We start from the raw sequence: 21,247 nt of genomic DNA on the forward strand, positions 1-21,247 counted from the left end.
ATCGCTAAGGATGCGCCTACCGGCCGGTAACCGGCGTCAGGCCGAGGGGACCACCGGCCCGCCCAGAGCCACGTCGTCGACCCGGATGTTGATCTCGTCGACCCGCAGCCCGTACGCCTCGACCGCCGAGGTCACCGCGACGCGGACCGCCTCGGTCACCTCGGGCACCGGCCGGCCGCCGCCGATCACGATGACCAGGTTGACCACGGCCGCTCCGTCGGTGACGTGCGCCGAGCAGCCGCGCCGCGCGTCGCCGACCTGGTCGAGCCCGACCCGGTCCAGCACGGCGTTGAAGAAGCGGGCCACGTCGCCGCCCAGCTCGGCCACCCCGGGCACCGACTTCGCGGCGGCCACCGCGATCTTCTCCACCACCTCGTCGGAGACGTGCGTCGCGCCGCCCGCCACCGCGCTCGGGGTCACCGACAGCTCCTGGGTCGCCTCGTCAGCCATGCTCTCCCACCACAGACGCGCACCGCCCCACGGGATCGTGCGGCGGTGCGAGCGTACTAGGCGGGGGTGTTCCCCAGTGGACCCGTCAGGCGCCCAGCTGCGCCAGCAGCTCGGCGGCCGCCGCGTACGGGTCGACGGCGCCCTCGGCGACCTTGGCCGCGAGGGTCGGCAGCTGCGTACCGTCGCGCAGCGAGCCGATCCGGTCCCGCAGGGTGCCCAGCGCGATCGCCTCGATCTCGGCGGCGGCCCGCGCCTCCCGGCGGCGGCGCAGCTCGCCGTGGCGCTCCAGCCAGTCGCGGTGCTTGTCGATCGCGGCGGCGATGTCGTCGATGCCCTCGCCACGGGCGGCGATGGAACGGACCACCTGCGGCCGCCACTCGCCCGGCCCGCGCTCGCCCAGCGCGATCATGCCCTGGATGTCGCGCACGGTGGCGTCGGCGCCGTCCCGGTCGGCCTTGTTGACCACGAAGACGTCGGCGATCTCCAGGATGCCGGCCTTCACGGCCTGGATGGCGTCGCCCATGCCGGGGGCCAGCAGCACCAGCGTGGTGTCGGCCAGCGAGGCCACCTCGACCTCGGCCTGGCCGACGCCGACGGTCTCCACCAGCACCACGTCGCAGCCGGCGCCCTCCAGCACCCGCACCGCCTGGGGCGTGGCCGCGGAGAGCCCGCCGAGGTGACCCCGGCTGGACATCGAGCGGATGTAGACGCCGGGGTCGGTGGCGTGGTCCTGCATCCGGACCCGGTCACCGAGGATCGCCCCGCCGGTGAACGGGCTCGACGGGTCGATGGCCAGCACGCCCACCCGGTGGCCGCGCGCCCGCAGCGCCCGGACCAGCTCGTTGGTCGTGGTGGACTTGCCCACCCCCGGCGAGCCGGTCAGCCCGACCACCTGGGCGTGCCCGGCGTAGGGCGCGAGGGCCGCCGCGACCTGCGGCAGCACCTCGTCGCCGGACTCGACCAGGGTGATCAGCCGGGCCACCGCGCGGGGGTCACCCGCGCGGGCCCGCTCGACCAGCAGGGGTACGTCCCGGCTGCGGCGCACCGAGCCGGCGGCCGCCGCCGGGACGTTCTGGACACTGTCGTTCACGGTCAGCTCTCGGCACCGTTCGGGACGTGGATGATCAGCGCGTCGCCCTGGCCACCGCCGCCGCAGAGCGCGGCCGCACCGGTGCCGCCGCCCCGCCGCTTCAGCTCCAGCGCCAGGGTGAGCACGAGCCGGGCGCCGGACATGCCGATTGGGTGGCCGAGCGCGATGGCGCCGCCGTTGACGTTCACCTTGTCGGTGCTGACCCCGAGGTCCCGCGCGGACTGGATGCCGACCTGGGCGAACGCCTCGTTGATCTCGATGAGGTCGAGGTCGGAGACGCTGAGCCCGCCCTTCTTCAGCGCGTGCTGGATGGCGTTCGACGGCTGCGAGTGCAGGGAGTTGTCCGGGCCGGCCACATTGCCGTGGGCGCCGATCTCGGCCAGCCAGGTGAGCCCCAGCTCCTTGGCCTTGGCCTTGCTCATGACGACCACCGCGGCGGCGCCGTCGGAGATGGGCGAGGAGCTGCCGGCCGTGATGGTGCCGTCCTTGGTGAAGGCGGGACGGAGCTTGCCCAGCGACTCGGCGGTGGTGTCCGGGCGGATGCCCTCGTCCTCGCTGATCACCAGCGGGTCGCCCTTGCGCTGCGGGATGATCACCGGGGTGATCTCGTCGGCGAAGTGGCCGTTCTTCTGGGCGGCGGCGGCCCGCTGGTGGCTGGCCGCGGCGAACGCGTCCTGCTCCTCGCGGGTGATGCCGTGCTTCGCCCCGAGCCGCTCGGTGGACTCGCCCATCGAGCAGCAGTCCCAGGCGTCGGTGAGACCGTCCAGGGCCATGTGGTCCTTGATCGTCACGTCGCCGTACTTGTAGCCGGAGCGCTGACCCAGCAGCAGGTGCGGGGCGTTGGTCATCGACTCCATGCCGCCGGCCACCACGATGTCGAACTCGCCGGCCCGGATGAGCTGGTCGGCCAGGGCGATGGCGTCCAGGCCGGAGAGGCAGACCTTGTTGATGGTCAGCGCCGGGGTGGACATGGGGATGCCCGCCTCGACGGCGGCCTGGCGAGCCGGGATCTGGCCCGCGCCGGCCTGGAGCACCTGCCCCATGATCACGTACTGGACCTGGTCCGGGGCCACGCCGGCGCGCTCCAGCGCCGCCTTGATCGCGATGCCACCGAGCTTCGTCGCCGGGAGGTCCTTGAGGTTGCCCAGCAGGCGCCCCATCGGGGTCCGCGCGCCGCTGACGATCACCGAAGCCATGCCTGCCTCCGAGGGGGTGCCGACCTGTACGCCTTAACGATTGTTAGGACGCACCATATCTGCCGGGAAGAGCGACAGTACGGTGACCCCGAGCACGTCCGCAACGCGATCGAGTCATGGCGGTCGATGGCTTCCACGCGTTCAACCCTGGCGCGGGCGACGCCGGCGCGGCGGCACCGGCCCCCTGGGCAACGAGCCCGCCGGCGGGTGCGCCCCCCGGGCGGCCACCTCGATCCGCGGCGTCCGGTCCGGCGGGAGGTGCTCCCGCTCCGCGACCACCACCACGTCGACCTTCCCGTCGATCATCAGCTGCCTGACCTCGTCCCACGGTGCCGTGGTGATGATCCCGAGGAGGCCGTAGCGGCAGCGCTTCGCGTGGTCCAGGCAGGCCATGAGGTGGGGTTCGATCGGATCGACGTGGGAGGGGATCCAGATGGCGGCGACGGGGCGTGACAGTGAACTCACCATCCGTACTCTCCACCGTGTGCAAGTTGCAGATCAACCGCGCGCCGTCCGGGTTCGCATATGCCGAACGATCGATGAGCTGGGCCGCTCGCGGGTCAGCGGTCGAGCCTTCCACCCCGCCGCGCCCGGAGGTGGTCGTCGAGGCGGCTCTCCACGTCCTTGAGGCGGCGCTCCGCGTCGTTGACCGCGTCCCGCAGCGTCCCGCGCCCGTCCGGGTGCAGCTCCGTCTCGATCCGCCGCAACCGCTCCGGCACCCCCGGGACGGCGTCGTGGCCCGGCCGGGGCGGCACCCCGTACCAGTCCTGCCGGAACTCCTCGTTCTGCCGGGCCAGGCGGCGCAGCGGCCGGCTCACCGTCACGGCCAGGGTCAGCGCGCTGAGGATCGCGCCCAGCACGACGCCTGCGGCCGCCCACTGCTCCAGCGTCATGCCGACCACGGCTCGACCCTCCCGAATCCGGCCGAGCCCCCGCGCCTGGGCCGCGAGCGCCGGCCGGGGGACGACCGTTGCTGATGTGCGTGCCGGTTCGAATCCTGCTCGCGACCTGGTCATCGGGGCATCGCCCGTCCAGCAGGACGATCGGAGCGCCGCCCGCCGCCGCTCGGGCGTACGGAGGATGCGGGCCGGGCGATCCCGTTCGGGGTCGGGCCGTTCGGCCGACGCGCACGCCGAGGACGCTTCGGCGTGGTCCGTTCAGCGGAGTGAGATGCCCGACTGGGGAGACCGCCCGAACGATCGTTCGGTCAGACTGGCGCCATGGCTGAGAACTCCCCCGTCAAGCCCGCCGCCGACCTCACCGACATCGGCCTGCGCCGCATCGACCACGTCGGGATCGCCGTTGCCGACCTGGACGCCGCGATCGACTTCTACGGGCGCACCTTCGGGATGCGCTGCGTGCACACCGAGACCAACGAGGAACAGGGCGTACGCGAGGCGATGCTGGCCGTCGGGCCGACCACCGAGGGCGGCTGCGTGCAGCTCCTCGCCCCGCTGTCGCCGTCCTCGACGATCGCCAAGTTCCTGGACCGCAACGGACCTGGCGTGCAGCAGGTCGCGTACACGGTGACCGACATCGACGCGGCCTGCGCGGCGCTGCGCGAGCGCGGCGTCCGGCTGCTCTACGAGGAGCCGCGGCGGGGCACCGCCGACTCGCGGATCAACTTCGTGCACCCGAAGGACGCCGGCGGCGTTCTGGTCGAGCTCGTCGAGCCGGCCGCCACCGGCCACTGACGCGCGCCAGAGGGCTCCGGTCGAGGCGGCCGGGGCCCTTCCTACTACCTGGGACGCGGCGCGGCACTGCGCGGTTTCGCGTTCCCACGGACACCTCCACGCATCGGCGGATGCAGTTTTTCACACAGGACTTCCGGCCCTAGCTACCGTTCAGTAACGTCCCGGCCCACAGGAGTGCGACCGGTGCCGGATGTGTCGATTGCCGACATGGCGGTCCCGTCGCACCGGCGCCGACGATGGCAGCACCCCTGCCCGCCCGGTGCGGGTGCGCAACGAACGGGAGGTCACCGTGCAGGACATCCTCGAAGCGATCATGGCGGCGGAGGGCTCCGCCCAGCCGGAGCGGGAGCTCGCCGGCATCGCCGGCCTGCCGGTACCGGAGAGCTACCGGGGCGTGGTGGTCCGCGCCGAGGACACCCGGATGTTCGACGGCATGGCCACGCGGGACAAGGACCCGCGCAAGGCGCTGCACGTCCAGGAGGTGCCCACCCCCGAGCTGGGCCCGGGCGAGGCGCTGGTCGCCGTGATGGCCAGCGCCATCAACTACAACACCGTGTGGACCAGCATCTTCGAGCCGCTGCCCACCTTCAAGTTCCTCCAGCGCTACGGCCGGCTCTCCGAGCTGACCCGCCGGCACGACCTGCCGTACCACGTGGTCGGGTCGGACGCGGCCGGCGTGGTGCTGCGGACCGGGCCGGGTGTGACCCGGTGGAAGGCCGGCGACGAGGTGGTCGCGCACTGCCTCTCCGTCGAGCTGGAGGACGCCGCCGGCCACGACGACACCATGCTCGACCCGCAGCAGCGGATCTGGGGCTTCGAGACCAACTTCGGCGGCCTGGCCGAGCTGGCCGTGGTGAAGGCCAACCAGCTCATGCCGAAGCCGCGGCACCTGAGCTGGGAGGAGGCGGCCAGCCCGGGGCTGGTCAACTCCACGGCGTACCGGCAGCTCGTGTCCCACCACGGGGCGAACATGAAGCAGGGCGACGTCGTGCTGATCTGGGGCGCTTCCGGCGGCCTCGGCGGCTACGCCACCCAGATGGCGCTGGGCGGCGGGGCCATCCCGGTCTGCGTGGTCTCCTCGCCGGAGAAGGCCGAGCTGTGCCGGAAGATGGGCGCCGAGCTGGTGATCGACCGCACCGCCGAGGGCTTCCGGTTCTGGAAGGACGAGGAGACCCAGGACCAGGACGAGTGGCGCCGCTTCGGGGAGCGGATCCGTGAGCTGACCGGCGGCGAGGACCCGGACATCGTCTTCGAGCACCCCGGCCGGGAGACCTTCGGCGCCAGCGTCTACGTCGCCAAGAAGGGCGGCACGATCGTCACCTGCGCCTCCACGAGCGGCTACCTGCACCAGTACGACAACCGCTACCTGTGGATGCACCTGAAGCGGATCGTCGGCAGCCACTTCGCCAACTACCACGAGGCGTGGCAGGCCAACCGGCTCGTGGCCCTCGGCAAGGTGCACCCGACCGTGTCGCGGACCTACCCGCTGGAGCAGACCGGCCAGGCCGCGTACGAGGTGCACCGCAACGCGCACCAGGGCAAGGTCGGGGTGCGCTGCCTGGCGCCCACCGACGGCCTCGGCGTGCGGGACACCGAGCTGCGGGCGCGGCACGAAACCGCGATCAACCGGTTCCGCGGGCACTGACCGCCGGCATTGCCTTTCCGGTAGGCCGCAACACCATTCGATTGCCGTACGACAAAGGGCCGCGGGTGCCGACCCGCGGCCCTTTTTCGCGCTCTCGCCGAGGGTCGCCCGACCCGCCCGGGACCTGCCAAGATCGCCGGTTGGTCCGGTCCCGTCGCGCGGTCGAAGTTGACCATGTAAACAGGACACGAAAGGTCCGGACCGCTCTTGCGAAGCACCCTGGGGCGTCTGCGAGTATGTCCCAATGCCCCAGCAGCAGTCCCCTCTTGCGTTCTTCGATAACGCGAACTCACAGCCCGATTTCACCGTTGGCCTGCGCGGTTACAACACCAACCAGGTCGACGACTTCATCGGCCGGCTGACCGCCGCCCTGAGCCAGTCCGAGCAGGCCCGCGCCGAGGCCGAGCAGCGGATGAACGACGCGCAGCGCCGGCTGCGCCAGGCCGAGCAGCGCCAGGGCGCGCTCGAGCAGAAGCTCACCGAGACCAACAAGCAGCTCGAGGAGAACAGCCGGCCGACCCTCTCCGGCCTGGGCACCCGCGTCGAGCAGATCCTCCGGTTGGCCGAGGAGCAGGCCAACGACCACCGCAACGAGGCCAAGCGCGAGTCGGAGGGCATCCTCTCCGCCGCCCGCCTCGAGGCGCGGGAGATCACCGACAAGGCGCGCGCCGAGGCGGCCGCCATGAAGGCCACCGCCGAGCGCGAGGCCGGCAGCGTCCGCACCGCCGCCGAGCGGGAGGCCGCCGAGGTCCGGGTGCAGGCCCGCCGGGAGGCCGACACCCTGCGCGCCGACGCCGACCGGGAGACCAAGCAGCTGCGCACGGTCACCGCCCACGAGGTGGCCGAGCTGAAGTCGACGGTCGAGCGCGAGGTCGCCACCCTGCGCGCCACCGCCGAGCGGGAGATCACCCAGCAGCGGGCGAAGGCCGCCCGCGAGGCCGAGGAGAAGCGGGCCGAGGCCACCAAGCTGCTCACCGACGCGCGGGACAAGCGCGACAAGGACCTCCAGGCCCTGGAGCTCCAGCTCGCCGAGCGGCGCGAGAAGGCCGAGCGCGAGGAGTCCGAGCGGCACGCCGCCCAGGTCGCGCAGACCCAGAAGCTGGTCAGCGAGGCCGAGCAGCGCGCCCGGGCCGCCCAGGAGCGGGCCAAGGAGATCGAGCAGCGGGCCGAGGCCCGCCGGGTCGAGTCCGAGCGCACCGCCACCGACACGGTGGAGAAGGCCAAGGCCCTCGCCGACAAGACGGTGTCCGAGGCGCGGGCCGAGGCGCAGCGCCTCCTCAGCGAGGCCCGCACCGAGGCCGAGCTGACCACGCAGGCGGCCCGCCGCGAGGTCGAGGACCTCACCCGGCAGAAGGACGCGGTCACCTCGCAGCTCGGGCAGATGCTCTCCGGTCTCGCCGGCATCGTGCCGGGCGTCCCGGCGGCCGGCGCCAACAAGGCCGAGGCGCCGAAGGCCGACAGCGCCGACAAGAAGGTCACGGCCGAGTCGGCCAGCTGACCAACCAACCCGCTGACGGGGCATGAGCCGCGGCGCGGGGTGACACCGGGTGACCGGTGTCGCCTCGCGCCGTCATGCTTTCCCGCCCGTTTCGCCAGTTCAGTGAACTGTGCCTCCGAACAGGGGCGTCCGTATCGCCCCAGCAGGGCCGGATGCGTGTGAGGATGGGGGCATGTCGCACGGCGAGGAACTGTTCGCCCTGAGCGGGGACGTGACCACGGAGCCCAGCTTCGAGTCCGCTCTGCGGGGGTACGACAAACGACAGGTCGACCGCTACGTCGCTCGTGCGGAGCACGAGATCTCCGCGCTGACGAACGAGCGGGAACAGGCGTACACCCAGATCCACAAGCTCGCCGGGCAGGTCGAGGTGCTGCAACGCGACCTCGCCCAGGTGCGCAAGCAGGTGGGTGTGGTGGACCGGGCCTCGTTCCGGCACCTCGGTCCCCGGGTCGAACAGATCCTCAGCATGGCCGAGGAACAGGCCGACGACATCCTGGCCGCAGCCAACGAGGAGATCGAGGCCCGGCGGGCGGCCGCCGAGCACATCATCGAGGAGGCCCGGGAGCAGGCGGCCCAGGCCCTCAAGGACTTCGAGATCGCCCTCGCCGCCCGCCGGGCCGAGGAGGAGCGGCACACCGCCGCCCGCAAGGCCGAGGCCGAGTCCACACTCTCGGCCGCCAAGGCCGAGTCCGAGGCCACGCTTTCCGCCGCCAAGGCCGAGTCGGAGAAGCTGCGGAAGACCGCCAAGGACGCGCTGGCCAAGGCCCAGCAGGAGGCAACCCAGCTCCGGGACACCGCCAAGGAGATCCACGCCCGCGCCCAGCAGGAGTCCGCCCGGCTGCGCGAGACGGCCAAGGAGGCGCTCGCCAAGGCCCAGCAGGAGGCCACCCAGCTCCGCGAGGCGGCCAAGGAGGTGCACGCCAAGGCCCAGCAGGAGGCCAAGCGGCTGACCGACTCCGCCGCCGAGGCCGGCCGGGCCACCCACGCCAAGGCGCTCGCCGAGGCCAAGAAGATCGTCGACGACGCCGAGGAGGCGGCGAAGGTCACCCGCGGCCGGGCCCGCACCGAGGCCAACCGGCTCACCACCGAGGCGGCCGAGGCCGGCAAGCGCAACCGCGCCGAGATCGAGGCGTACGTGCAGCGGATGCGCACCGAGACCGAGGCGTACGTCCAGCAGGCCCGCGCACAGACCCAGCAGGAGCTGGGCGCCTGGCGCGCCGGCATCGAGAAGGAGGTCAAGGCCCGGCGGGAGACGGCGGAGAAGGAGCTGGCCCAGCGCCGCGCCACGGCCGAGCAGGAGTTCGCCAAGCGCCGCGACGAGCTGGACAGGCAGCACACCAAGCGGCAGGACGAGCTGGAGAAGGCGTACACCGCCCGGCGCACCGAGATCGAGCAGGGCGCGGCGGAACTCCGGCGGGCGGCCGAGCAGGACGCGCTCACCATGCGCCAGCGGGCCGAGGAGGAGGCCGCCGAGCTGCTCCGCCGGGCCGAGGAGGACGCCGCCGGCAGGCGCCGCAAGGCCGACGAGCACGTGGCCGCCTCGCGCCGGCAGTTCGAGGAGTATGCGGCCACCACCCAGCAGCACCTGGCCACCACCCAGCAGCACCTCGCCGCCACCCAGCAGGAGGTGGCCGCCGGCCGGCAGCAGCTGGCCCAGGTGATGCTGGAGATCGCCAACGCCCAGCAGGAGCTCGCCGACCTGCGCACCGAGACCTGGAAGTCCCGGCAGGAGTCCGACGACCTCCAGCGCCGGCTCATCGAGCTGCGCGCGGAGGCCGGTCCGGCCGGCCTCGCGGCCACCCCCGTCGACCCGGCCCAGCTGGCCGCGGCGCCGGGTGGCGGCGACGCGGACGGCGGGCCGGCGGGCGACCGGACCCCGGTGCCCGCCACCGCCAAGGGCACCACGACGGTCTCCCCCAACGGGGGTGCCCCCGCGGAGGCCGGTGAGCCGGCGGCCGACGGCGCGAAGGCCCGCCCGGTCGGCGAGCCGGTGACCACGGTGGACGGCTCCGGCGCCAGCGCCGGCGTGGACGGCGAGCCGACCGTGGCCGCCGTGCCCGGCGAGGGCGGCCGGGGCGCCACCCCCACGAAGATCACCAGCACCGGCGAGAACGGCAAGCGCCCCACCAAGCCGACCACCGACGAGCGCAGCGCCAAGCCGAGCACGGTCACCGTCGACAAGGAGTGACCCGGCGCCTGCAAGCCACGCACCACCTCGCCGACCTGGCGGGATCCGTGTCTCGGGAATGACCCACCTCGGCGAGCTGGCGACGCGGAAGACGCGCGCACCGGGTGAAGGGATGGCCCGGGCGGGCGTCGACCGCTAACCTGCGGGCAGAAGAGGGCCGGATCCATCCGGTCCTCACGGTCCGTCGCAGGGGCGCTCCGCCGGGCCGGAGCGGGAGCCGGGGAGGCACGGGTGTCGCAGGAGGGATCCGCCGCCCCGGACGACGACCCGCTCGAGCCGTTGCGCCCCGAGCCCGACCCCACCGACCCGAGCGGCAGACCTCGCCACGCCGCCGCCGAGGAACCGACCGGCAGCGCGGCACCCGCCGGCAGCACGGGACCCGCCGGCAGCACGGCACCCGCCGGCAGCACGGGACCCGCAGCCAGCACGGGACCAGCCGGGAACACGGGAGCAGCAGCCAGCACGGGAGCAGCAGCTAGCACGGGACCGGCCGGCAGGCCGGGGCTGGCCGAACTCGGTGTGGAGACCGAGCCGACCGAGTTCGAGCCCAGCGGGCGCTTCGGCGTACCGGGCCGGCCGCTGCGGCGCAGCAGCTTCCTCATCGGCTTCACCGGGGCGCTGGGCGTGCTGCTGGCGTACGCGGTGTTCCTGGGCGTGCGCAACTCGGCCGGCATCCTGGTGCTGGTGGTGATCGCGCTGTTCCTCGCGGTCGGCCTGCACCCCGCCGTGGTCCGGTTGCGCCGCTGGGGGCTGCCGCACGGGCTGGCGGTGGCGGTGGTGACGCTGACCGTCGTGCTGCTGATCGTCGGCGGGCTGCTGGCTCTGGTGCCGCCGGTGGTGACCCAGTCCGGGCAGTTCATCGAGCACCTTCCCGGCTACGTCGACGACCTGCGCCGCAACCCGACGGTCAACGACCTCGTCGAGCGCTACGACGTGATGCAGCGCGTCCAGTCGGCCGCGAACGCGGACACCATCGGCCGGGCCCTCGGCGGCGTGCTGGGCGGCGCGCAGCTCATCTTCGGCACCATCTTCCGGGCGCTGACCGTGCTGGTGCTGACGATCTACTTCCTGGCCTACTTCAACAAGCTGCGCGACCTCGGGTACGCGCTGGTGCCCCGGTCCCGCCGGGAGCGGGTCCGCCTCATCGGCGACGAGATCCTGACCCGGGTCGGCGCGTACATGGTCGGCGCGCTGTCCATCGCGGTACTGGCCGGGGCGAGCACGTTCGTGTTCGCCCTGGTGGTCGGTCTGCCGTACCCCTTCGCCCTGGCCGTGGTGGTCGCGGTGACCGACCTGATCCCGCAGATCGGCGCGACCCTGGGCGCCGTGGTGGTGACCCTTGTCGGGCTCGCCACCGACCTGCCCGTCGGCATCGCCTGCCTGGTCTTCTTCCTGATCTACCAGCAGGTCGAGAACTACCTGATCTACCCGAAGATCATGCGCCGGGCGGTCTCGGTCAACGAGGTGGCGGCACTGCTCGCGGCCCTGCTCGGGGTGTCGCTGCTGGGCGTCGTCGGCGCGCTGATCGCCATCCCCACGGTGGCCGCGCTCCAGCTCATCCTGCGCGAGGTCGTGCTGCCGCGGCAGGAGTCCCGCTGAGCCTCAGCCGGCGCGGCGCTGCTCCGGGCCGGGCACGGGGGTGTCGGCGAAGGCGGCCACCGTCCGGTCCGCGTAGGCACTGACGTCACCGGTCTCCATCGGGCCGTCCCAGGTGGTCGGCAGCGGGAGCGGCGCCGCCGGGTTGACCCGCTTGACGATCTCGTTGAGCACGGTCTCCGCGTCGCCGACCCAGAGGTGCTTGGCGCCGGGCACCCCGACCACCTCGGCCTGGGGCACCGCGGCGAAGCGCTGCCGGGCCTCCTCGGGGCGCAGGTAGTCGTCGAACTCGGGGACCAGTGCGATGAGCGGCCGGCCGGACCCGGCCCAGACGGCCAGATCCTCCGGCTGGGAGAAGCGCAGCGGCGGGGAGAGCAGGATGGCGCCGGCCACCGCCGGGTCGCAGCCGTACTTCAGCGCCAGGTCGGTGCCGAACGACCAGCCGACCAGCCAGATGTTCGGCAGCTCGTGGAACTCGGCGTACTCGATGGCGGCGGCCACGTCGAAGCGCTCGCCGACCGCGCCGTCGAACGCCCCCTCGCTGGTGCCGCGGACGCTGCTGGTGCCCCGGGTGTTGAAGCGGAGCACGGCCAGGCCGGCCAGCGCGGGCAGCCGCCAGGCCGCCTTGCGGAACACGTGGCTGTCCATCATCCCGCCGTGGGTGGGCAGCGGGTGCAGGCAGACCAGGGTGCCGACCGGCTCCCGCTCCAGCGGCCGGGCCAGCTCGCCGACCAGCTTCAGCCCGTCGGCGGTGTGCAGCTCGATGTCCTCCCGGCGGCCGGGCAGGATCGACGACGCACGGATCGGTGTGCTCACCGGTCCAGTCTCCCGCGCCGCCGCCCGCCCCGCCCGCCGGGGCGGAAACAGGGTGATCCAGATCGCTCAGCCGTAGCGGGGGGCGCTCCGGCCGCGCTGGAGGTTCGGCCCCCGCCGGTCCCGGGCCCGCCAGCAGCCGCTGTGCCAGTGCCGGCGGTCGGTCAGGTCACCCCGGTCGTCGGCCGGCCAGGCCACCACGTGCGCCACCCCGGGGCGGATCTCCTGGTCACAGCCGGGGCACCGGTACGTCTTGGCCGACGCCCCGCCGGCGATACCGCGTACCTGCCAGTCCCCGTCGCGCCACTGCTGGACGGTCGGCACACCGTGGCGGGCCCGCTCGGCGTCCAGCTGGGTGGTGTCGTCCCGGCGGGGACGGTTGCGACGGGGGCTCACGGTCACCAAGCGTACGGTCCGCCGGCCGGACCGGCCCGGGTCGGGCGGCCGGGCCGGCGGATCTCACTTCCAGGTCTTCGGGTCGGTCAGCTCCTTCGCCACCTGCGCCCCGGCCAGCACGGTCGCCATGTCGGCCTCCGTGAACGTCGGCTTGTCCTTGAGGTAGCCGTCGGTCCACGCCGGGCCGAGATCGGCGGTCACGTGGGCCTTGGGGATGCCGAGGAGCTCGAGCTTCGTCCCGGCCGGGTAGAGGTAGGCGGGACGGCCCCCGACCGTGCGGTTGCTCTCGGCACGACCCCCCGAGATCTGCGCCCCGTACAGCAGTTGCACCCACATGGTCGCCGGCTCTCGGGAGACGGTGAGCTGGACCGTGAGGCTGCTCGGGAACGCGGTGACGTCGACGGAGCAGGAGCCGATCGACGCACCCGCCGGCAACGAGGTCAGCCTCAGCGGCGCCGCACACCGGCGCGGCTCGTCCCACCGCACCGCGGCGAGCGCGCCGGTGAGCGCGGCCACGCTCCCTCCGCGCATGCTCGCTCGGGCGTAGAGCCCGGCTGCCGGCCGCCACCAGGTGACGTACCCGTAGCTGCCGCTGCCCAGCGCCACGCGTTGGACGCTGCCGTCGAAGGTGGCCGGGGGCGGTGCAGTCACCTGCCACCCCTCGATGCCGTTCCGGGCGAACGCCGCGGAACCGGACACCTCGACGGTGACGGCTCGACCACCGCCGGCGTCGAACCGGACCAACTCGACCTGCCGGCCCTGTACTCCCCAGCCGAGGTAGCGACCCTTGGCCGGGTCGACGGAGAAGTGCAGCACCTGCGGGTCGGTCCCGACCAGTGCGGGGCGCTGGGCGGCACCCGGCACCCCGTCGGCGCGGGGCGGCACCGGCGCGGCACCGGCCGGCGAGGCGGCCGTCCACGGCCCCCGCCCGGCGAGCCCGGCCAGGTCCGTACCGGTCACCCCGACGAAGCCGAGGACGCCGACCAGGGCCAGCGCGGTTCCCGTCGTGGCACGGCGGCGCAGTTGCCGGCGGCGGCCCCGGGCTCGGGACTCCCGCAGCAGGCGGTGGACATCGGTCTCCCCCTCGGCGTGCTCCCGCAGCACGTCGGAGATCCGCTGGTCGAGGTCGGTCACGGCCGGCTCCCCTTGGTCGTCGTCGGGGCGCCGCAGCGCTCCCGGAGCTGGGCGAGCGCCCGCATCGCGTGGGTGCGGACGGTGACCGGCGAGCAGTCGAGGATCTGGGCGATGGTCGCGTCGTCCAGGTCCTCGTAGTAGCGCAGCACCAGCACGGCGCGCTGGCGGTCCGGGAGGGCGCGGATCAGCCGCCACATCTCGTCCCGGTCGGCCGCCTCGCCGCCGAGGTCACCGCGCTCGGGCCGCTCGGCGAAGCTGTCCACGGCCAGCTCCCGGCTGGACCGGCGGCGCCACCACGACGTGTTCGCGTTGACCAGCATCCGCCGCACGTACACGTCGGGCCGGTCGGCCCCGGCGATCTTCCGCCAGTGCACGTACGCGCGGGCCAGGACGTCCTGGGTCAGGTCCTCGGCGCGGTGCTCGTCGCCGGTCAGCAGCCGGGCCAGGCGCAACAGGGCCGGGCCGCGGCTGCCGACGTACTCCTCGAAGGTCACGCCCTGAAGACGCCGTCAGCGGCGCCCGTTGTTGACCCGGATCAGCGCTTGGTGTGGTCGCGGAAGCCGCGGCCGCTCTTGCGGCCGAGGTAGCCGGCGGTGACCAGGTGCTCCAGCAGGGGCGCGGGGGCGAAGCCCGGCTCACGCAGCTCCAGGTAGAGCTCCCGCTGGATGGCCAGCGAGACGTCCAGGCCGACCACGTCGAGCAGCTCGAACGGGCCCATGGGGTAGCCGCAGCCGAGCTTCATGGCGTAGTCGATGTCGTCGGCGGTCGAGTAGCTGGCCTCCAGCATCTTCACCGCGTCGTTCAGGTACGGGAAGAGCAGCGCGTTGACGATGAACCCGGACCGGTCGCCGCAGACCACGCCGGTCTTGCCGAGCCCCGCGCAGACCGCCCGGGCGGTGGCGGCGGTCTCCGCTGAGGTGCGGATGGTCTGCACGATCTCCACGAGCGGCATGATCGGCGCCGGGTTGAAGAAGTGCAGGCCGATCACGTCGGCCGGCCGCTGGGTGGCCATGGCCACGTCGATCACCGGCAGCGACGAGGTGGTGGTGGCCAGCACGACGCCCGGCTTGCAGATCTCGTCGAGGCTGGCGAAGAGGGCCTTCTTGACGCTCAGCTCCTCGACGACCGCCTCGACCACCAGGTCGACGTCGGCCAGGTGGTCCAGGGTGGCCGACCAGGTGACCCGGCCCAGCGCGGCGTCCCGGCCCTCCTCGCTCAGCTTGCCCCGCACCACGCCCTTGTTCAGCGAGGTCTTGACCGCCTCGCAGACCTTGGCGGACTTCTCCGCGCCCCGGGTCACCGAGATGACCTCGTAGCCGGCCTTGGCGAAGACCTCGATGATGCCGGTGGCCATGGTCCCGGAGCCGACCACGCCGACCTTGGCGATCGCCCGGGCGCCGTCGGCGAGCGCCGCGCCCGTGCTCACCGGGGTGTGCTCGTCGGGTACGACCACCGGGGAGCCCGGCCGCTCGTAGGTGTAGAAGCCCCGGCCGGACTTCCGGCCCAGCAGGCCGGCCGTGACCATCTGCTTGATCAGCGGCACCGGGGCGTGCCGACGGTCGCGGCCGCCGCGCCGGTACATGGTGTCCAGGATCTCGTACGCCGTGTCGAGGCCGATCAGGTCCATGAGCGCGAGCGGGCCCATGGGCAGGCCGCAGCCGAGCTTCATGGCGGCGTCGATGTCCTCGCGCGTCGCGTACCGGGACTCGAACATGCCGACCGCGTGGTTCAGGTAGCCGAACAGCAGCGCGTTGGCGATGAACCCGGCCCGGTCGCTGATCGTGACGTCGACCTTGCCGAGCCGCTCGCAGAGCGCCTCGACGTCGGCCACCACGTCGGCGGAGGTGACCACGGTGCGGACGACCTCGACCAGCTTCATGACCGGCGCCGGGTTGAAGAAGTGGATGCCGATGACCTGGTTGGGCCGGGTGGTGGCGACGGAGATCTCGGTGACGCTCAGGGAGGAGGTGTTGGTGGCCAGGATGGCCTCGGGCTTGCAGACCCGGTCCAGCTCGGCGAAGATCCGCTGCTTCAGGTCCAGGTGCTCGGGCACCGCCTCGATAACCAGGTCCACCGAGTGCAGGGCGTCCAGCCCGACCTGCCAGTCGACCCGGGCCAGCAGCGCGTCCCGGTCGGCCTCGGCGAGCTTGCCCTTGGCGACGGCCCGGTCGGTCGAGCCCGTGAGGGTGGCCCGGCCGCGCTCCAGGGCGCCCGCGGAGATCTCGACGGCCACCACGTCGATGCCGTTGCGGGCGAACACCTCGACGATGCCGGCACCCATGGTGCCCAGACCCACCACACCCACACTGGTGAACTCGCGCGCCACGACCGGCCTCCCCTTGGTCCGACTCCGCCGGCATGAACGGCGGCTAAGGTTATGCGCCGGAGTCTGCCACGTGACGCTGCGTTGTCGAGACGCCGTGGGATATTTCACGCACCGCGTCGGTCAGACCCCGGACGGCACCCCGGTGAGCGCCAGCAGCTCGGCGACGAACTCGGCCGGCCGCTCCAGGTGCGGGCTGTGCCCGCAGCCGGGTAGCACCACCTCCCGGTACGTCCCGCCGGCAGCCGCGTACCGGTCGAGCACCGCCCGCGTCTGGCCGACCATCGGCTGCGGCGGGCAGTCCGCCTCCCCCGGCCAGCCCGGCACCACGCCGAGCGACCCCAGGTACGCCAGGTCGAACAGCGAGGTGTCCGAGACGATCACGTCGGCGTCGCCGCGTACCCAGGTCACGGGCGGCTTGGCCTGGACGGCGACCAGCTCGTCGGCGAGCCGGAAGTGGGCCGGCGCCAGGGCGTTGAGCACGCCGCGCTCCCCCGCCGCGGTGCCCGGCCAGTGCGCCGACGTGACCGCCGTGCCGGGGTAGTTGTCCTCCCCCGTGGCGGTGGTCAGCATGCTCTCCAGCAGCAGGTCCTCGTCGGCGCCGAGCGATGCCGGGTCGGCCACGTACGCCGAGCGCAGCACGTTGCGCGGGCTGGTCGGGCCGTCGGCACCCCGGTCACGCGCGGCCAGCCGCGTCACGAAGTCGGGGTTCGCGGTGCCCGCGCCGGTGCCGGCGAAGTCGGGCGTGGTGGGGGTGCCGTCGAGGTCGCGGGTGCCACCGAAGCCGTACGGGGAGACCGGCGCCTCCAGCAGCAGCCCGGCCACCCGGTCCGGGTGGTCCACCAGCAGCCGCATCGCCACCCCGCCGCCGAGCGAGTGCCCGACCACCACGGGGCGGGCGCCGGGGGCGAACAGACCGGGGGCGTCGAGCAGGGCGGCCACGTCGTCGGCGAAGTCGCCGAGGCCCCGGGTGGCGTCGACCGGGGCGGTGTCGGTGTCGCCGTATCCGCGCAGGTCGGGGGCGACCACCCGGAGCGTCTCCGGCAGCCGGGGCAGCAGTGGCTCCCAGAAGGCGGCGGACGACACGTTGCCGTGCACCAGCAGCACCGGCACGCCGTCCGGCGGGCCGGCCACCCGGACCGCCTGGACGATGCCGTTGGCCCGGACGGTGTGTCGCTCACTCCCCATCCGCGCATGCTGGCACGCGCGCCGCGGACCCGTCCATGTGGGCCGAGCCCATGCGCGACCGGCGGCCGGTGTGGCGGAACCCCGGGTCAGCGGTGCGCGTCGACCGTCAGCGGCAGCGTGCCGCGCGACTCGACCGACGGCCGGGGCCCCGGCGGCACCGGCAACGGCAGGGTCGGCCGCTGGTCGCGGCGGGGAGCCCCGAAGCTCATGCCGACCGGGTCGGTGCGGGCCACGCCCGGGTCGAAGAAGCGCAGGTCGGTGCGGCCGAGCCGGATCACGTCCCCGTCGGCGAGCGAGACGCTGCCGACGATCCGCTGGTCGTTGAGCCAGGTGCCGTTGGTCGAGCCCAGGTCGGTGAGCACCACCCCGTCGGGGGTGGCCTGCACCGTGGCGTGCCGCCGGCTCAGGTGCGGGTCCGCGAGCACGATGTCGGCGCTCGGTGCCCGACCGACCAGCTGCGGATCCCGGCCGACCCGGAAGCTGAGCCCCCGCATCGCCCCACCCGACACCGTCAACAGCGGCATCAGTTCCGGATGCTCCTCCATGGACAGTCGACCTCCACCCCACCGTCGCTCCGCGGCGTCAGCCTGCCACCTCACCGTAATCGTTCCCACCACCGCGTGGTCACCCCCGGGACCCCGGCCGGCCATCTCCTGTTCGCCGTTTCGGCGTGCGCCACCGGCTCAACCGGCGGCACCGCCGTCGATCCCGCCGAGCCCGCGACACCGCCGACCTGGGCAGAGTACGGGCGGCGCGGGACCTACCGGTGAGTAACGCTCAGGTCTAGACTTCGGCCATGACGGCTGTGCATGTCCCCGGGACCCCGCTCATCGAGGACGGCCGACTGGTCTCGACCAGTCCGGCGACCGGCGAGGAGGCCGGACGGCTCCCCGTGGCGACCGAGGCGGACGTGCGGGCCGCGGTGGAGCGCGCCCGCGCCGCCGCCGACTGGTGGGCCGGCCTCGGCTTCGCCGGCCGGCGCGACCGGCTGCTGCGCTGGCGCGGCGTCCTCGCGCGCCGGATCGAGGAGCTGGCCGACCTCGTGCACACCGAGGGCGGCAAGCCGGTCGGCGACGCCGTGGTGGAGATCCTCACCGCGCTGGAGCACATCGACTGGGCCGCCCGCAACGCCCGGCGGGTGCTCGGGCCGCGCCGGGTCCGCTCCCGGCTCATCCTCGCCGAGTTCACCGCCCACCTCGAATACCAGCCCTACGGGGTGGTCGGCGTGATCGGCCCGTGGAACTACCCCGTCTTCACCCCGATCGGCTCCGCCGCCTACGCCCTCGCCGCCGGCAACGCCGTGGTGTTCAAGCCGAGCGAGTACACCCCGGCCGTCGGGCAGTGGCTCGTGGACCGGTTCGCCGAGGTGGTGCCCGAGCAGCCCGTCTTCCAGGCCGTGCACGGGCTCGGCGACGTCGGCGCGGCGCTGTGCCGCTCCGGGGTGGCGAAGCTGGCCTTCACCGGCTCCACGGCCACCGCGAAGAAGGTGATGGCCGCCTGCGCCGAGACGCTCACCCCGGTGCTGCTGGAGGCCGGCGGCAAGGACGCCATGATCGTGGACGCCGACGCCGACCTGGACGCCGCCGCCGAGGCATGCGTCTGGGGCGCGCTGACCAACGCCGGCCAGACCTGCATCGGCATCGAACGGGTCTACGCCGTCGACCAGGTCTTCGACGCCTTCGTCGACAAGGTGGTGACGAAGGCCGGCCGGCTCACCGTCGGCCCCGACGGCGCCGACATCGGCCCGATCACCATGCCGTCCCAGGTCGACGTCATCCGGCGGCACATCGACGACGCGGTGGCCCGCGGCGGCCGGCCGGTGCTCGGCGGCCCCGAGGCGGTCCAGCCGCCCTACGTGCACCCCACCGTGCTCGTGGACGTGCCGGAGGACTCGGCCGCCGTGCGCGAGGAGACGTTCGGGCCGACGCTGACCGTCAACCGGGTCCGCGACGTGGACGAGGCCGTCGAGCGCGCCAACGCCCTGTCGTACGGCCTCGGGGGTTCGGTCTTCGGCCGCCGGCGGGCCGTGGCCGTCGCACGGCGGCTGCGCTCCGGGATGGCCGCGGTCAACTCGACGCTGACCTTCGCCGGCATGTCCACGCTGCCGTTCGGCGGGGTCGGCGAGTCCGGCTTCGGCCGGATCCACGGCGAGGACGGGCTGCGCGAGTTCGGCCGCGCCAAGTCCATCACCCGCCGCCGCGCCCGGTCGCTGCTGCCCTCGATGACCTTCGAGCGCACGCCGGCCGACGTCGCCCGCCTCGTCAAGGCCGCCAAGCTGATGTACGGCCGGGGCCGCTGACCGCCCCGGCCCGCCGGGCTCAGAACAGGGTGAGCTCGTCGCGCTCGATGCCGCGCAGCTTGTCGTAGTCGACCACCACGCACCGGATGCCCCGGTCGGTGGCGAGCACCCGCGCCTGCGGCTTGATCTCCTGCGCGGCGAACACACCGGCCACCGGGGCCAGCAACGGGTCCCGGTTCATCAGTTCGAGGTAGCGGGTGAGCTGCTCCACACCGTCGATCTCGCCGCGCCGCTTCACCTCGACCGCGACCGCGCCCTGGTTGGCGTCCCGGCACAACAGGTCGACCGGCCCGATCGCCGTCATGTACTCCCGCCGCACCAGCGTGAAGCCCTCGCCCAGGGTCTCCGGGTTGGCGGCGAGCAGTTCCTGCAGGTGCGCCTCGACGCCGTCCTTGCGCAGGCCCGGGTCGACGCCCAGCTCGTACGAGGTGTCCTGGAAGATCTCCTCCAGGGTGATGCGCAGCTCCTCGCCGGCCTTGTTGACGACCCGCCACACACCGGGGGCCTCCTCCAGCCGGCACGGCGGGCTCATCCAGTTCAACGGCTTGTACGCCCGGTCGTCGGCGTGGATCGACACCGACCCGTCCGCCTTCACCATGAGCAACCGGGTGGCCAGCGGCAGGTGCGCCGAGAGCCGTCCGACGTAGTCCACCGAGCACTTCGCAATCACCAACCGCACCCGACGAGGGTAGCCGAGCACCCGGCCCTCGCCGACGAGCGCCACTGGCGTACCGGTGCGATATTGAGAATCGTGCTCGAAGTTCTCACCGGTTCCGGTCTCGCCGCCTCGGCGGGCCTGAACGCCTACATCCCCCTGCTGCTGATGGGCCTGCTGGCGCGCTACACCGACCTCATGGAGCTGCCGAGCGGCTGGCAGTGGTTGGGCAACGGCTGGGTCCTGCTGATCCTCGCCGTGCTGCTCGCCGTCGAGGTGGTGGCCGACAAGGTGCCGGTGGTCGACCACGTCAACGACGTGGTGCAGACCGTGGTCCGGCCGACCGCCGGCGGGCTGGCCTTCGGCGCCGGCTCCAGCTCGGAGACGGTCACGGTCAGCGACCCGGACACCTTCTTCTCCTCGCACCAGTGGGTGCCGGTGGTGGTCGGCGTGCTTCTCGCGCTCGGCGTGCACCTGCTGAAGTCTGCGGCCCGGCCGGTCATCAACGCGACCACGGCCGGCTTCGGTGCCCCGGTGGCCAGCACCGCCGAGGACGCGACCAGCGCGATCATGTCGGTGGTGGCGATCCTGCTGCCGGTGCTGGTGCTGGTGTTCCTGGTCCTGCTCGTGGCGTTCTTCTTCTGGTTCCTGCGGCGGCGTCGTGATCGGCGTCGTGAACGCCTCGCCGCTCGGGCCGCAGGGTTCCGGGTCTGACGCTGGTTGCGCTCAGGCGGCTCGGGCCGCACGCTTCCGGGTCTGACGTTGGTTGCGGTCAGGACTGGGGGCGAGGGGCACCGGCTCCGGGCGGTCAGGCTTGATCCCTGCGCCGGTCACCCTCGCCCCCAGCCCGTCGTGGTCCTTCGCCGTCCTTGACTTCCGGAGACGCCGCTGGCCGGCACCCCGGGTTCGGGGTGCCGGCCAGCGGTTAGTTGCTTGGGTCAGCTGTTCCAGTTGTGGGCGACGATGTCGGTGGCCTGCTGCTCCCACTGGGCGTAGGCGTCCGGGTAGGCCGAGACCTGCACGGTCTGGGCGGCCTCGGTCAGCGGCATGTCCTGCCAGCCGTCGACCTGCTTCAGGCCCTT

Annotated in this window: 20 protein-coding genes; 7 read left to right on the top strand and 13 right to left on the bottom strand. The window is 73.2% G+C overall.

All coding sequences use genetic code 11. From position 1 onward, the window contains the following. Positions 1-36 precede the first annotated feature (36 nt). The 5 genes from GA0070214_RS29295 to GA0070214_RS32015 all read right to left on the bottom strand — a co-directional run bounded on the left by GA0070214_RS29295 (position 37) and on the right by GA0070214_RS32015 (position 3,638). Complete coding sequence (locus GA0070214_RS29295) at positions 37-450, bottom strand: Asp23/Gls24 family envelope stress response protein (protein WP_091269758.1); 414 nt, start codon at positions 448-450, stop codon at positions 37-39. Positions 451-535: 85 nt separating this feature from the next. Further along, the gene (meaB, locus tag GA0070214_RS29300) at positions 536-1,540 is read right to left on the bottom strand and encodes a methylmalonyl Co-A mutase-associated GTPase MeaB (RefSeq protein ID WP_091269759.1); all 1,005 of its coding nucleotides are present in this window, start codon (positions 1,538-1,540) and stop codon (positions 536-538) included. A gap of 2 nt (positions 1,541-1,542) precedes the next feature. Beyond that, positions 1,543-2,736, bottom strand: coding sequence for an acetyl-CoA C-acetyltransferase (locus GA0070214_RS29305; protein ID WP_091269760.1), 1,194 nt, complete (start codon positions 2,734-2,736; stop codon positions 1,543-1,545). Between the two features lie 141 nt (positions 2,737-2,877). Beyond that, on the bottom strand, positions 2,878-3,201 hold the full coding sequence (locus GA0070214_RS29310) for a hypothetical protein (protein WP_139141932.1): 324 nt from the start codon (positions 3,199-3,201) through the stop codon (positions 2,878-2,880). A gap of 95 nt (positions 3,202-3,296) precedes the next feature. Continuing rightward, positions 3,297-3,638, bottom strand: a complete 342-nt coding sequence (locus tag GA0070214_RS32015) for a hypothetical protein (RefSeq protein ID WP_167364353.1) — start codon at positions 3,636-3,638, stop codon at positions 3,297-3,299. Positions 3,639-3,956: 318 nt separating this feature from the next. Here GA0070214_RS32015 and mce point away from each other — a divergent pair, with 318 nt between their 5' ends. The 5 genes from mce to GA0070214_RS29340 all read left to right on the top strand — a co-directional run bounded on the left by mce (position 3,957) and on the right by GA0070214_RS29340 (position 11,360). After that, entirely contained in the window at positions 3,957-4,430 is a 474-nt protein-coding gene (mce, locus tag GA0070214_RS29320) for a methylmalonyl-CoA epimerase (RefSeq protein ID WP_091269762.1), read from the top strand. 289 nt (positions 4,431-4,719) lie between these two features. Next, positions 4,720-6,075 carry a crotonyl-CoA carboxylase/reductase gene (gene ccrA / locus GA0070214_RS29325; RefSeq protein WP_091269783.1) on the top strand — a complete coding sequence of 452 codons (1,356 nt, stop codon included), beginning with the start codon at positions 4,720-4,722 and terminating at the stop codon, positions 6,073-6,075. Between the two features lie 244 nt (positions 6,076-6,319). Continuing rightward, a complete protein-coding gene (locus tag GA0070214_RS29330) occupies positions 6,320-7,573 on the top strand; it encodes a DivIVA domain-containing protein (protein ID WP_091269763.1) in 1,254 nt (417 codons plus the stop codon). A 172-nt stretch (positions 7,574-7,745) separates the two neighbouring features. Next, on the top strand, positions 7,746-9,761 hold the full coding sequence (locus GA0070214_RS29335) for a coiled-coil domain-containing protein (protein ID WP_091269764.1): 2,016 nt from the start codon (positions 7,746-7,748) through the stop codon (positions 9,759-9,761). 504 nt (positions 9,762-10,265) lie between these two features. Next, positions 10,266-11,360 (top strand): AI-2E family transporter, encoded by a 1,095-nt coding sequence (locus GA0070214_RS29340; protein WP_208602950.1) that lies wholly within the window; start codon positions 10,266-10,268, stop codon positions 11,358-11,360. 3 nt (positions 11,361-11,363) lie between these two features. Here GA0070214_RS29340 and GA0070214_RS29345 read toward each other — a convergent pair whose 3' ends face one another. From GA0070214_RS29345 to GA0070214_RS29375, 7 genes are all read right to left on the bottom strand, one after another. After that, the gene (locus tag GA0070214_RS29345; RefSeq protein ID WP_091269765.1) at positions 11,364-12,173 is read right to left on the bottom strand and encodes an alpha/beta hydrolase; all 810 of its coding nucleotides are present in this window, start codon (positions 12,171-12,173) and stop codon (positions 11,364-11,366) included. A gap of 66 nt (positions 12,174-12,239) precedes the next feature. Beyond that, positions 12,240-12,566, bottom strand: coding sequence for a hypothetical protein (locus GA0070214_RS29350; protein ID WP_208602945.1), 327 nt, complete (start codon positions 12,564-12,566; stop codon positions 12,240-12,242). 63 nt (positions 12,567-12,629) lie between these two features. Beyond that, a complete protein-coding gene (locus GA0070214_RS29355) occupies positions 12,630-13,700 on the bottom strand; it encodes a hypothetical protein (protein WP_091269767.1) in 1,071 nt (356 codons plus the stop codon). Then, a complete protein-coding gene (locus tag GA0070214_RS29360) occupies positions 13,697-14,194 on the bottom strand; it encodes a SigE family RNA polymerase sigma factor (protein ID WP_091269768.1) in 498 nt (165 codons plus the stop codon). Before GA0070214_RS29360 ends, GA0070214_RS29355 begins: the two co-directional genes overlap by 4 nt. 41 nt (positions 14,195-14,235) lie before the next feature. Continuing rightward, positions 14,236-16,026, bottom strand: a complete 1,791-nt coding sequence (locus GA0070214_RS29365; protein ID WP_091269769.1) for a 3-hydroxyacyl-CoA dehydrogenase family protein — start codon at positions 16,024-16,026, stop codon at positions 14,236-14,238. A 120-nt stretch (positions 16,027-16,146) separates the two neighbouring features. Then, positions 16,147-17,211, bottom strand: coding sequence for an alpha/beta hydrolase (locus GA0070214_RS29370; RefSeq protein WP_091269770.1), 1,065 nt, complete (start codon positions 17,209-17,211; stop codon positions 16,147-16,149). A gap of 86 nt (positions 17,212-17,297) precedes the next feature. Further along, positions 17,298-17,756, bottom strand: a complete 459-nt coding sequence (locus GA0070214_RS29375; protein WP_091269771.1) for an FHA domain-containing protein — start codon at positions 17,754-17,756, stop codon at positions 17,298-17,300. 251 nt (positions 17,757-18,007) lie between these two features. Between GA0070214_RS29375 and GA0070214_RS29380 the strand changes: the two genes are divergently transcribed. After that, the gene (locus GA0070214_RS29380; protein WP_091269772.1) at positions 18,008-19,510 is read left to right on the top strand and encodes an aldehyde dehydrogenase family protein; all 1,503 of its coding nucleotides are present in this window, start codon (positions 18,008-18,010) and stop codon (positions 19,508-19,510) included. Between the two features lie 19 nt (positions 19,511-19,529). Here the strand turns inward: GA0070214_RS29380 and nucS are convergent, their stop codons facing one another. Continuing rightward, entirely contained in the window at positions 19,530-20,189 is a 660-nt protein-coding gene (nucS, locus tag GA0070214_RS29385) for an endonuclease NucS (protein ID WP_091269785.1), read from the bottom strand. A 72-nt stretch (positions 20,190-20,261) separates the two neighbouring features. Between nucS and GA0070214_RS29390 the strand changes: the two genes are divergently transcribed. Continuing rightward, entirely contained in the window at positions 20,262-20,879 is a 618-nt protein-coding gene (locus GA0070214_RS29390; protein WP_091269773.1) for a DUF4126 domain-containing protein, read from the top strand. Positions 20,880-21,247 lie beyond the last annotated feature (368 nt).

Source organism: Micromonospora chaiyaphumensis, assembly GCF_900091435.1.
GTDB lineage: Bacteria > Actinomycetota > Actinomycetes > Mycobacteriales > Micromonosporaceae > Micromonospora > Micromonospora chaiyaphumensis.